General features: G+C 53.7%; 12 protein-coding genes and 1 tRNA gene. 6 read left to right on the top strand and 7 right to left on the bottom strand.

Annotation, left to right across the window (positions count from 1 at the left end; all coding sequences use genetic code 11):
• Position 1 precedes the first annotated feature (1 nt).
• From QMK52_RS21800 to QMK52_RS21790, 3 genes are all read left to right on the top strand, one after another.
• Complete coding sequence (locus QMK52_RS21800; protein ID WP_194438016.1) at positions 2 to 349, top strand: hypothetical protein; 348 nt, start codon at positions 2 to 4, stop codon at positions 347 to 349.
• A gap of 152 nt (positions 350 to 501) precedes the next feature.
• Positions 502 to 978, top strand: coding sequence for a hypothetical protein (locus tag QMK52_RS21795; RefSeq protein WP_242462601.1), 477 nt, complete (start codon positions 502 to 504; stop codon positions 976 to 978).
• A gap of 475 nt (positions 979 to 1,453) precedes the next feature.
• Positions 1,454 to 3,313: a calcium-binding protein gene (locus QMK52_RS21790; RefSeq protein ID WP_194438017.1), complete on the top strand. Its 1,860-nt coding sequence runs from the start codon at positions 1,454 to 1,456 to the stop codon at positions 3,311 to 3,313.
• Between the two features lie 110 nt (positions 3,314 to 3,423).
• Here QMK52_RS21790 and QMK52_RS21785 read toward each other — a convergent pair whose 3' ends face one another.
• Positions 3,424 to 3,891, bottom strand: a complete 468-nt coding sequence (locus QMK52_RS21785; RefSeq protein ID WP_242462602.1) for a MerR family transcriptional regulator — start codon at positions 3,889 to 3,891, stop codon at positions 3,424 to 3,426.
• A 94-nt stretch (positions 3,892 to 3,985) separates the two neighbouring features.
• Here QMK52_RS21785 and QMK52_RS21780 point away from each other — a divergent pair, with 94 nt between their 5' ends.
• Positions 3,986 to 4,624: an NAD(P)H-dependent oxidoreductase gene (locus tag QMK52_RS21780; RefSeq protein ID WP_005788144.1), complete on the top strand. Its 639-nt coding sequence runs from the start codon at positions 3,986 to 3,988 to the stop codon at positions 4,622 to 4,624.
• Positions 4,625 to 4,748: 124 nt separating this feature from the next.
• On the opposite strand, the gene QMK52_RS21775 is transcribed toward QMK52_RS21780, so the two are convergent.
• From QMK52_RS21775 to QMK52_RS21765, 3 genes are all read right to left on the bottom strand, one after another.
• The gene (locus QMK52_RS21775; RefSeq protein WP_320403399.1) at positions 4,749 to 6,197 is read right to left on the bottom strand and encodes a serralysin family metalloprotease; all 1,449 of its coding nucleotides are present in this window, start codon (positions 6,195 to 6,197) and stop codon (positions 4,749 to 4,751) included.
• A 659-nt stretch (positions 6,198 to 6,856) separates the two neighbouring features.
• A complete protein-coding gene (locus QMK52_RS21770; protein ID WP_078821311.1) occupies positions 6,857 to 7,135 on the bottom strand; it encodes a hypothetical protein in 279 nt (92 codons plus the stop codon).
• Between the two features lie 503 nt (positions 7,136 to 7,638).
• Positions 7,639 to 7,725: transfer RNA gene (locus QMK52_RS21765), tRNA-Leu, on the bottom strand.
• Between the two features lie 224 nt (positions 7,726 to 7,949).
• On the opposite strand from QMK52_RS21765, the gene QMK52_RS21760 reads away from it, so the two are divergent.
• Complete coding sequence (locus tag QMK52_RS21760) at positions 7,950 to 8,426, top strand: hypothetical protein (protein ID WP_005788147.1); 477 nt, start codon at positions 7,950 to 7,952, stop codon at positions 8,424 to 8,426.
• A 114-nt stretch (positions 8,427 to 8,540) separates the two neighbouring features.
• Here QMK52_RS21760 and QMK52_RS21755 read toward each other — a convergent pair whose 3' ends face one another.
• Positions 8,541 to 9,068: a DinB family protein gene (locus tag QMK52_RS21755; RefSeq protein WP_005788149.1), complete on the bottom strand. Its 528-nt coding sequence runs from the start codon at positions 9,066 to 9,068 to the stop codon at positions 8,541 to 8,543.
• Between the two features lie 125 nt (positions 9,069 to 9,193).
• On the opposite strand from QMK52_RS21755, the gene QMK52_RS21750 reads away from it, so the two are divergent.
• Positions 9,194 to 9,889 (top strand): tellurite resistance TerB family protein, encoded by a 696-nt coding sequence (locus QMK52_RS21750; protein ID WP_320403398.1) that lies wholly within the window; start codon positions 9,194 to 9,196, stop codon positions 9,887 to 9,889.
• On the opposite strand, the gene QMK52_RS21745 is transcribed toward QMK52_RS21750, so the two are convergent.
• Both QMK52_RS21745 and QMK52_RS21740 read right to left on the bottom strand, forming a co-directional pair.
• Complete coding sequence (locus QMK52_RS21745) at positions 9,886 to 10,707, bottom strand: hypothetical protein (protein ID WP_005788153.1); 822 nt, start codon at positions 10,705 to 10,707, stop codon at positions 9,886 to 9,888. The two genes, QMK52_RS21750 and QMK52_RS21745, sit on opposite strands and share 4 nt — an antisense overlap.
• Before the next feature lie 18 nt (positions 10,708 to 10,725).
• Positions 10,726 to 11,073, bottom strand: coding sequence for a DUF2493 domain-containing protein (locus QMK52_RS21740; RefSeq protein ID WP_005788155.1), 348 nt, complete (start codon positions 11,071 to 11,073; stop codon positions 10,726 to 10,728).
• Positions 11,074 to 11,092: the final 19 nt, after the last annotated feature.

Here is an 11,092-nt window from a genome sequence, read left to right as displayed (position 1 = left end):
AATGAAATTTCCAAGCACAAGTGACTTTTTGGAGGAGTTTGGTATCGAGCCTATCGAGGTTGATCCAACCTTGGCTCTATGTCGCTATACAAAGAAGTCAAAAAATAGTGAACTCGAGGTTGATGTTTCTTTTAGTGCTGTGATGAAATCGTTTCAGGTCGTGCTTAGGCTTTCTATGCAAGAGCTGGCAGTTATTTCGTCGGAAAATGTCAAGTCTATTGAGTTAGTGCGGGATAGTTCTGGGGCTGGAGTTCATGTTGTATTTGAATTTTGCGAATCAATTTCGGAGGCCATAGTGATATTTGAGCCGGAGGTCAGTTGTCGGTGGTGGACATTGCGTAACGGATAAGATGGTGTAAAAGGAATAAATCCTCCTTCAGTACCACGCAACGCAAGCAACCTTGCAGGCGGCCCGTTGCGAAGTGCAGCCCAGATAAGCGGGCGTTTTAAGCTTGATGGTGGACCAGTTAAAGAAAAAATGGGCAGATTTGAATCACAAAGGTGACAGATTTATTTGATTTACGAGTCCTTTTAGATATGGCGAGTGAGTATCCAAAAAATAAAACTTTCCCATTTTTCGTGTTGGGAGGGGATGTGCAAGGGATAGAAAGCAATATAGATGGGGTTGAAAAACTTTCGATTATTCCAGGATTTAATTTGTACAATTTGAATCTCGTATTAAGCTTTAACGTTCGGCAAGAACACTCGGGAGAGGATGTCTCGACGTATGAGATTGGGCTTGTCATGCTTTATGAGTTTGAGCGTTTTGAATACGAAGTTGGCTTAAGATTTATGGGGGTGAGTCGGTTTAAAGTTTCCGAAGTGAACGGTGCTTTTTACTTGAGCGAGATAGAACTGGAAAATGTTTCCGCAGATCAGCTTGAGGGCATCAATTTTAGGTTTAAAGATCATGGAGGTTCTGGATTTGAAGTACTGTCTCGTGGGTTTTCAGTTTCAAGCTGTAAGCCTCGTGACTGAAGCTGTAAATTGAGCCTGGTAAAAAGGTGAGGTCGCAAATCGGGTAAAAAGTGACGGTTTCTTTGGTTGTTCTGAGCTAATAAGTCAGGCATTTTCTCCGCCTCCATTTTTCAATTTTCTGTCTGGTTCTCAATCAAATTTTTGCTTTTTCAGAGCAGAGCACGACGCCCTACTTTTTTGACCAGTGGGTCACGAAAAAAACAGATTTTTCTATCGTGCTTAGTAAATATTGCTCATGGCATTTATGTCGTATGTATCCCTAACAATATGCTCCTTTAATCCGATAGTCGGTCACTTCCTCACTGCACTCCTACGCTAATGTTGACAAGCTTCCTTAATGGTCAAAGTCGATATTAAGAAAAGAAGCAGCCTGAACAGAATGCACAACAACAACTTCAATGCATATTGTTTAGCCCGACGTATCAGTTATTGCCGTCGACTTCGGTGTTGATCGCTGGGCTCAAGGAGTACTGACATGGCTATATTCGATTACAAGGGGCAAGATGCCCGTGTGCTGATTTCAGATGCCTGGAACCTCGCCACTTACACCAGCGGTGTCGCGACCGTAGGCGCGCTCTACAACCTTCCAGGGGCGGTACTGGGGGAGGGCAACACCTTTGCATTGCCCAAGGGCTGGCGTGAAATCGGCGCCAATGAACTGAGCGTTGATAGCAGCCACACCGATATCACCGGAAGCTTCACCGGCGATGGCGTGTTCGGCTCCCAGGCCAGGGTGTTTGGTCAATACGATGACAGTGGTCAATTGCTGAAAATGGGGTTTTCCATTGCCGGCACCAACTCCCTGACGGATCTGCTGGGCTGGCCGGCCATGATCGACAACTCGTATATCAACGGCTATGAGTACCTGCTCAATTCAATCAAGGATTACGCGATAGACCACAACCTGAGCGGTAAGGATGTGCTGGTGACCGGCTACAGCCAGGGCGGCTCAGTCACTAACAGCATGTATATCGGCAAGGACACGCTGGCAGACGGTTTCTTCAAGGATTCGGACTACTTTGGCATGGAGTCGCCCAAGTCCAGCAACAGCGACGGAATCTACAACTTCGGTTTTGAAAACGATGTGGTGCACCGCCTCACCGGGCAGGAAACCAACGTGGGAAGCGCCATCATCGACGCTCTTCAGGGGAGTGACGCCAGTTACACCTCGACGACCGACAATATCGTGCTGTTCGATACGATCTACGCCCTGCCAACCTGGCCCAATGGTCCGTTTTCCATTGCCAACTTGTCAGGATGGGCTGCGCACCTCGAAGGTATTTTCATCAACCCCATCCAGCGCATCGCCCAGTCGACGTTCTACGATTACATCGAGCGCGATAGCACCATCGTGATCAGTAACCTCGACGCGATCAGCCGCAGCTTCACCTGGGTCAGCGACAAACAGACCGCCACCTCCAACCATTACGGCACACCGGCCTTCCTGCTGGGCACCGACAGTGCAGACAAGCTGCAGGATGGTCGCAGCGATGACTTCCTCGACGGGTTCAGTGGTGACGACAGTTTCCGGGTCAGTACCGGTACCGATATCGTTGCTGGCGGTGCAGGCGATGACAAAGTCTTTCTCAAAGGTACGGCGTCCTCCTACGAAGCCGTGAAACTGAGCGACGGTACGTTGTTTTTAAACGATAGCAGCGGCCAATACGGCCTTAAAGAACTGCATGGCGTAGAGCATGTCGAGTTCGAAACCGGCCTTGCCAACACGCTCGGCCAGTTACCCGTTATCGGCGGCATCTTCAGCGGTATCGGGCAGGCGCTGACACCGTCTTATACGGTCACCAACGGCAAGCTGGATTTCGATGGCCTGTTCGGCGCCGACAAGGCTTACGCCAGATCCATCGAAGGTAGCCAACTGGCCGACACCCTGAAAGGCACTGCAGCTCGCGACCTGATATTCGGCCAGAACGGCAACGATCGGCTCGACGGTGGCGCCGGAAATGACCTGCTGCACGGCGGTGACGGCAACGACACGCTGCTGGGCGGCACGGGTAACGACTCGCTGTATGGCGCCAGTGGTAATGACGTGTTGATCGGCGGGCAGGGCAATGACCTGCTCAGTGGTGGCGTGGGCAGCGACTTGTTTGTGTTCGATCAGCGCGGGTTCGGCCATGACGTGATCAGCGACTTCAACATCCATCAGAACGGGCATGATCTGCTGGTGTTCTCCAAGTCGTTGTTTGCGAGCGCCGATGCTGTAATCGGGTCCACCACCCAGAACGGCAGTGACAGCGTGATTCTGGCGGGGGACAGCAGTGTCACCCTGGTGGGGTTCAATGCGGCACAACTGAGCGCAGAGATGATCAGCGTGGTTTGATGCGGCATCGGTACAGCTGGCGATAAAACCTCACAGGGTCGCAGATGCTGTGGGGTTTTTTCATGCCTGTCGTTTTACAGCAATCTATATCCCGCGGTATCGCGTTCTCGTCACTTGCCGGAAGCCATCATGTGCTTGCTTCGCATGACTACGGCTCGATCAGGCCTTGATCGCTCAGCGCTGCGCGGGCAATCCAATCCCGGTGCGATGCCAGTACGAAGGCTTTCTTCGAGGGTTTGTTGCAGCATCAACAACTCCTCACGCTGCACTTTTAGCGTGGCTTCGATTTGCTGTATCTCCTCCAGACGTACATTGATCTGTTCCAGAGTGAGGGATTTGGAGCAGCTCCCGTCATGAAGGAAAAGGCCACGAATGGTGTCGAGGGAAAACCCCAGCCTTTGCGCGTGGATCACGACTTCCAGGCGCTTAATGGTGGATTCGCTGTAATAGCGATAGTTGTTCATGTCGCGCGTGGGGGCGTCCAGCAGGCCTTGCTCCTCGTAGTAGCGTATTGCTGAAGCAGCAAGGCCGGTACGTCGCGCAATCTCGCCTATCTTCATTTTTTGCTTGACCTTCAAGTTGACTTTAATCCGCAGTATAAGCCGCAGCGTAATCCGGAAGGTAATCGGATTGGGCTGGATAAACACCGTTGACCTACGTGGAATGTGAAGAATGAGCAAAATAACCGAGTTGCTGAATTGGCGTTATGCGACGAAAAGTTACGATTCGTCCAAGACAATACCTGCTGAAAAGCTGGAGCGAATCCTGGAGGCGGTACGCCTGACGGCGACGTCGAGCGGGCTCCAGCCATTTGAATTGCTGGTGGTGACCAATCCGCAAATTCGCGAAAAGATTAAGGCGGTCAGCTGGAATCAGTCCCAGGTGACCGACTGCTCTCATTTGCTGGTGTTCGCCGCCTGGGATGACATCACGCCTGAGCGTGTCAACATGATGTTCGACCTGACCAATTCGGTACGAGCTACCGTCAACCAGGGTTGGGAAGATTACCGTCAAATGCTCCTCGGTATAGTCGCCGAGCGTGGGCAGGAGGCCAACTATCAAGCGGCTGCGCGCCAAGCCTATATCGGCCTCGGCTCGGCTTTAATCGCCGCGGCATCCGAGCAAGTCGATGCGACGCCCATGGAAGGGTTCGACCCATCGGCTGTCGATGAGATTCTGGGATTGGGAGCCAGGCATCTGCGCAGTGTGGTGCTGCTGCCTTTGGGGTATCGGGCAGCAGAGTCTGACTGGCTGGTAAACCTGAAAAAAGTACGGCGGTCTCGCGAAAATTTCGTAACTGAAATCAACTAGGAAGAAGTGCAGCCGCTCCACATTGCAGCAATAGTGGGGCGCAGCTGCATGGGTAGAGCTGAGTATTTGATCGTGAGCTCCTTTCCAATCACTGAGCGCGGCGCACGAAGCGCCGCGCTTTGTATCACGCCACGATGTCGCTGACGGCTGCCTGGCCGACGGTGGTGACGAGGAAATCCGCCACACCGTGCCCGGAGAAGTCCACGGCCAAGGTGCCCAGGTTGGTACCCGAGGCATAGTTCAGCACAGCATCGCCGGCATGGCCGGTAAATGCATTGACGAAGCTCAAGCCCGCACCTTTGGTGATGCCCGACAGGTCGATCTTGTTGGAGCCCGAGGTGAAGTCAAAGATCTTGTCCGCAGCGCGTGGCGTGGAATCGGAACTGGCACCGTACACGAACGTGTCGTTGCCGGCGCCGCCCCACAATTGGTCTGCGCCGCCACCTCCGTAGATGAGGTCGTTACCGGCTCCGCCTTTGATAAGGTTGGCGACCTGGTTACCAATGATCAGGTCGTTGCCCGAACCGCCGAATGCGTTCTCGATGGTAACGCCCTTGGCGATCGACACGTTGCCCACCAGGCCGCCCACATCAGAAAACGAGGTGGCAGTAAGGTTGATCTTCTGGTTTTGAGTGAAACCGGAGAAGTCCAGAGTGTCTTTGCCGCCGCCGTCCCATACCGAAAACACCAGCTTGTCGGCATCGGATGTGGCAGTGAGGAAATCGCGCCCGGTATTGGAGTTGAATCCGTAGGTCGTGTCACCGGCGCGAGTACTGTAGTTGGCACCGTAGAGCTTCTGGATCGCGGCGATGTCGTCGATCAGCGGGCCCGCAGCATAGGCTTCGACACCACCTTTACTGAAGTTCTGGTTGGTGTTGCTCTCGCTCCAGTAACTCATCACGGAGTAAGCATGTGTATCTTCGGCATATTTCGCATCCGAATACGACGGTTGACCCACACTGGCGTCGTACGAACCTGGATGCTGCAGTCCAAGCGTGTGACCAATTTCATGGGTCAAGGTTTGACGACCATAATTGCCGTTTGCCGGTGTTAAATTTTCTTGATAGTTTTGATTGGTATAAAACAACGCATCGCTATTTCCGCTGTTATTAGGGTAGAAGGCGAAAGCTGACCTGGCACCTCCATGCTGCAGGTCATTACTATAATTGCCCAGTGATATATGTGCGTCGCCTCCGCTTCTGGATTCGATGAATGAAATGTTGGCGACGTCCGACCAGGATTGGAACGAAAGGGCTGCCTGGGATCTCTGTTGAGCGTTGAATGCGCTGAATCCAGACACATTCTCGGAGGCGTATGCTTGACTTTCTGAAGTCAGAAAGCTGTAGGTGAAGTTGTATTTCCCATTGTGGTCGTTGTCACCCCAATAGTAACCTCCTCGAGTTATTTCATCCGCGGCCTGCGCAATAGTGTAAGACGGCTTGCCCTGTGAGGAATTAAATCCTCCTCGATCATAGGTATGTGAAAAATTATAGAGTGCCTGGTAATCTTCACTTGTTCGGAGCTGCGCCGAAGTGGTGAGTGGGCTAACAAGATTTTTCGCCAAGATAGTCATACGAGTACATTCCTTCGTGTCCATTGATTTGAAGTGTTATATGCTTATCACGTTTTCGTTGCCTTCTTGTTGTGGTAGTCATTTATAAAGGACTTATGGGTTTAGTGTTATTTAAAAATTAAATATGGTATATAACTTGTTGATATATTCTTAAAAATTATTAAGACAACCTTGGGTTGGTGAGTCAATTGACTGATTTTATTGCGGGCCGGTAATTCACGGTTCTAAAGGTGCATCCAAGAGACGGCTAAGTAGTGTGGTGGCGTATTGATGGCTCGCCCTCAATATGTTGATCACGGCCAGACCCCTTCTCATGCTGACTCGGTCAGTTAGCCGGTCAGTGTGTAGAGATCGGTCATGAAGCTGTCTTCTGCCTGGCATTGCTCTCGCTTCGAGATAACAACGAAAGCGAACGAACGATTTGATCTCACTCGCCCGTAGATTGCTCTTGCAAAAAACCTTGGCCTCCACTCTTAAAAACCCCGTAGATTGACATCTACGGAGTTTTTTGCAGATGGGGGAACTATAGAAGCACCAAAATACTGAAGAGGACGTGCCAATACTTACTAATGTGTCGGGTTGGCAACTCCGACCCGGGCATGAATTTTCTCGGCCGTCTCCTGTTTTGAGTGACCTCTACATGCGTTTATCGACACACATCAGGCATTTACAGACGTTAGTGGGCTAATAGATTGGCCGTGATCTTTGACACGGTCATCCTCGATAACGATTTTGCTGCTGGAAGAAATGTAGTACTCGTTTGTCTTTGCTAGACCTTGGACGACCATTAAATAGCCTCTTGAATCGCTGCGCGTCCACGTGTCGCTATTACCTTGCTCTATTGGGTAGTAGTCCTCGCTGGGGTTTGTATCAGTATGCCATGCACTTACTGCAACTTTGACAATTCTGCTTGCGCCGTTTGTAATTGTGATAGCCATATTTGCATTCCTTTTGGATTTTAAATTCCATGAGTTGGCTCCCTATTTAAAATAAAGCTGCAGACTTGCCACTGCTACAGAAAATCCGTAGTTAGGTTAACTCGCTGGCGCCCTATTCAATTGATACTGGAGTCCAGCTCAATACTGGACTCCAAGTAAAATGCAATGTGTTGCATGAGTTTATTGTTCTACCTGCTTCCGCAGTCAAGCCTACAGACGGGAAAATGCAAGGTGTTATTACCTTGCCAATGCGTCGATTCCGACGAGTGGTTAAATAGGTTTTTGAAATAATTGTTATTCACTCGAGTTCTTTCGCATAGGCCCATTTCCTAGTATTCAATCTGGAGTGAATAAGCACTCTAGCCCTCGCTGCTTCCACCCGGCTCGACAACTCCATGATGGAAGTTTCTAGAGCCAGTTGGTTTTCGTAGAGCTTGGAGAGAATTGCGGAGCAGAAAGGATAAGGGCCTGCTCAGGTTTCCCTGGCAAGCCCTTGATATCTATGGTGCCCGAACCCGGAATCGAACCGGGACGCCCTTACGAGCGGGGGATTTTAAGTCCCATGCGTCTACCAGTTTCGCCATTCGGGCGGTAGCGCGGTGTAGCAGGGTTGGGAATATATAGATCCTGTCGCTTCGGCGCAACCTCGAAGCGCGCTTTCCTGCATAAAGATACCGATGAAAAAGTGTGGCAGATCAGTGATCTACAGGGCCTTGGGGTTAAGTCCTGATGAATGCTTGCGCCGCAGGAACAAGCCTCATAAATGACAGTCATAGCGACATGCCATCCCGGCAAATCGCAAAGGAGTCAGTTGATGCTCAGTGTCCGTAGGCGTTCTTGGATGATGGCTGCAGGCGTGGTGGGGCTGTTGGGTGCGGCGATAGCTGGCCCGGCGCAGGCGGCGAGTTCGGTGCGGTGGGGAGAGTTCAGTGCATCGTCGACAGACAGATTGACGGGCGCCTCGGTAGAGGCGGGCAATACCTATGTGTTGAAGTCGTCGAGTATTTCCGTCGGCGATATCGAGGCGTTGCAAGCGGCGCAAAAGCGTAGCGAAAGCGAGCTGCAAAGCCTGAAAACCAAAATGGATGATCAGGATCGTGCATTTGACGAGTTCAAGCGTAAAGACGGGTCGAGTTCCAGCAGCAGTGATAGCCAGTTGTCGAGTCTCAAGCGCACGGTGGATGAGCAGAAAAATACGATAGATCGGCAGAAAGACGAAATCGCCGGCCTCAAGCGCGGCCTGGATGATTTGAAGCGCAGTGTGGAGACGTTGAGCAGCAAGGTGAAGTAAAGGAGAGGGCTTGCTCGGGAAAGCTGTGCTTCAGTAACTGGCTCAGTGCCTGACGTACTGCATTCGCGAGCAAGCCCGCTCCCACAAGATTTGTGTTATGCGCTGTGCCCGCGTTCAGTCAATCAGTGCCAGCAGGTCGGTAGTACCTACGTCCACGCCAGCCTGGGTCAGCAGTGTTGTCACCTGGCCCCGGTGGTGGGTCTGGTGGTTGAAAAAGTGCACCAGCAGGCCGAAGAAGGGCTTCTCACCTGCCACGCCGCGCATGTTGTGGTAGCGCAGGCGCTGGTCCAGATCAGACTCCTGCAGCGTGTTGGCCCAATCAATGATCAATTGATCCAGCCAGGCGCGATGGGCTGACAGTTCACTCAAGTTGGCAAAGGCCAATTGCTTGAGATCCACCGGTGTAGGGATGTCACTCAACGGTGCCAACGCGCGAAAGCCCGCCGGATGTTCGGCAAAGCGCTTGAGCCAGACTGTGTCGCCCAGCGTCAGGTGGTTCAAGGTGCCGAGGATCGAGCCGAAAAACGCCTGGCGATCCACTGTCAACTCCGCGTCGGTCAAGGTGCCGGCGGCGGCGTAGACCTTACGGTTCATCCATTGATTGTAGTGGGCCATCAACCCAATATGCTCGATACGGTTCACCGCGGTTCTCCCTTGACGGCATGGTGGCGACATCATAAAGCTTGCCCGCCCGGCGGTCATGGTGTTCCATCGCAGGCGAACTATGTTTGATAAACGCCATTATTGCGCCCCGGGAGGGCGACACCATGAATACCAGCGATCTACTGGAACAACTGTGGCGAGCAGGGCAGCAAAGCGGCGGCGCTTCGGGCGGCGGCCTGGGCGGATTGCTTGGAGGTTTGTTGAAAAACGCCGGTACCGGCAATGCATCAGCCGGTGGCGGCTTGGGTGGTTTACTGGGTGGCCTGGGTGGCTTGTTGGGCGGCGCTCCGGCAGGCGGCACGACCCAGACGCGTAGCAGCGGCGGAATGAATTACGCGGCGCTGGCATCTCTCGGCATGGCCGCATTCCAGGCGTATCAAGCGTGGCAACGTCAGCAGGCGACTGCGCCGCAGCAAGCCATCCAGACCGTTGACCAGCTTGAAGGGCCTGAAGCCGAAGCCCATAGCCACGGCGTACTGCGTGCAATGATCGCAGCAGCCAAGGCGGACGGCAGGATCGATGAGCAAGAGAAAAAGATGATCTCTACCGAGATCGGCCGTCATACCGACGATCCACAACTGCAGCAGTGGCTCGACGCCGAAGTCGCCAAGCCACTGGATGCCGCAGATTTCGCTGAATATGCCAAGGACCCAGCAATCGCTTCGGAGATTTACCTGGCCAGCGTCCTGCTGGTCAATGATCAGCAGGACGCCGAGCGCAACTACCTGGACGATCTGGCCGGGCAGCTGCAAATCGACCCGCAGTTGCAGGTCCACCTGGAGCAACAGGCCAAGGCCTAGAACCTGAAAGTCGCCCCAGTGGTCAGCCACTGGGCACGGTCCCCAGTCAAACTGCGCCCGACCACCAGGTCCACGTCGACAAACTTGCCGACGTGGAATCTCGGCCCCGCCTGCCATGCTTGTTCACCGCCTTCCTGGCCATAGCGTTCGCCAATCAACGTCAACACCTGCGCAAGCTGGTATTCGAAACCCATACCCCAGGTCAGGCGGTGCTGTTGCGCGCCGTCGTTATAGGCATGGTTCCAGCCGGCATTCAGGTTCAGGCGCAGTGCATCCATGGCCTGCCACGTTAACGGCAGGTTGAAGTCAGCGCCGTCGAATGCGTGCTGGCGATCGAGGGCAATGTGTGCCCCGGCGGCGACTGCCAACTCCAGCCCCAGGTCTTCTCGTGACAACAGCTGCGCCTTCACCTGTGGGCTGACTTGCGTTTCGCCCTTTCCCGCGTCAGTGGCCCGCGATAACGCCGCGCCCCACTGCACCCATGGCATACCGCTGAGCGTGCAGGCCGGGGACAAGGTTTCGTTGTGCGTACTGCCTGCGTGCCGATTGGCGGTGTGCCAGGCGTCGATGTTGCATTCGCCTGGCGCATTGATCGCGCCATCATCTACCACGTAGGCGCCGCCGGCAGCATTCGCCTTGGAAACCAGGGCGAGGATTAACAGCGTGCCCAGCGTCACGCCGATAAAGATCAGGTTGCGCTGCAAGGCGCGGCGCTTGGCCGGTGGCAAGAGCAGCAGGGTGGGACGCGCCCTGCGCAAATGGCGCGCGCGATATTTGGCAAACCCGTCCGTGTGCTTCGGGTTGTGTGGGTTGTGCATGATGCACCTCGCTTGAATTCAGCTTTCTACGGTCAGCACCGAAATGCCGCTGGCTTTGGCCTGGCAGACCAGCTCCGAGGTATCGTCACCGCCGGGCAGGGCGATGATCAGGTCGGGGCGGCTGTCGGCCAGCATGAAGTGGTTGCGCTGGCGTTCCGCCTGCTTGCCGTGGCGCTGCCAATTGGGTGGGTAGCGCACCACGTCGATACCGATTTCCCGCGCCCATTCCTCGATCTCGCTGCCGAGGAACTGGTTGCCGCCGTGGATCAACACCTGCACTGGGTGCAGGCGGTGGTAAGCGTCCAGCACGTGGCGGGACTTTTTGGTGTCGGCGTAATGACGACCTGCACAGATCAAGACGCGCATAGGGAGCATCCTTGTATTG

It is taken from the genome of Pseudomonas sp. P9_2, from assembly GCF_034008255.1.
In the GTDB taxonomy this organism is placed as follows: Bacteria; Pseudomonadota; Gammaproteobacteria; order Pseudomonadales; family Pseudomonadaceae; genus Aquipseudomonas; species Aquipseudomonas synxantha_A.
The sequence above is the reverse complement of the archived record's forward strand: the minus strand, read 5'-3'. Positions and strand labels throughout refer to the sequence as shown.

What these genes read in the sequence shown, in the direction of transcription:
- QMK52_RS21800 (WP_194438016.1), top strand. Translation starts at nt 2, where the DNA reads ATGAAATTTCCAAGCACAAGTGACTTTTTGGAGGAGTTTGGTATCGAG.
- QMK52_RS21790 (WP_194438017.1), top strand. Translation starts at nt 1,454, where the DNA reads ATGGCTATATTCGATTACAAGGGGCAAGATGCCCGTGTGCTGATTTCA.
- QMK52_RS21780 (WP_005788144.1), top strand. Translation starts at nt 3,986, where the DNA reads ATGAGCAAAATAACCGAGTTGCTGAATTGGCGTTATGCGACGAAAAGT.
- QMK52_RS21775 (WP_320403399.1), bottom strand. Translation starts at nt 6,197, where the DNA reads ATGACTATCTTGGCGAAAAATCTTGTTAGCCCACTCACCACTTCGGCG.
- QMK52_RS21770 (WP_078821311.1), bottom strand. Translation starts at nt 7,135, where the DNA reads ATGGCTATCACAATTACAAACGGCGCAAGCAGAATTGTCAAAGTTGCA.
- QMK52_RS21760 (WP_005788147.1), top strand. Translation starts at nt 7,950, where the DNA reads ATGCTCAGTGTCCGTAGGCGTTCTTGGATGATGGCTGCAGGCGTGGTG.
- QMK52_RS21750 (WP_320403398.1), top strand. Translation starts at nt 9,194, where the DNA reads ATGAATACCAGCGATCTACTGGAACAACTGTGGCGAGCAGGGCAGCAA.
- QMK52_RS21745 (WP_005788153.1), bottom strand. Translation starts at nt 10,707, where the DNA reads ATGCACAACCCACACAACCCGAAGCACACGGACGGGTTTGCCAAATAT.
- QMK52_RS21740 (WP_005788155.1), bottom strand. Translation starts at nt 11,073, where the DNA reads ATGCGCGTCTTGATCTGTGCAGGTCGTCATTACGCCGACACCAAAAAG.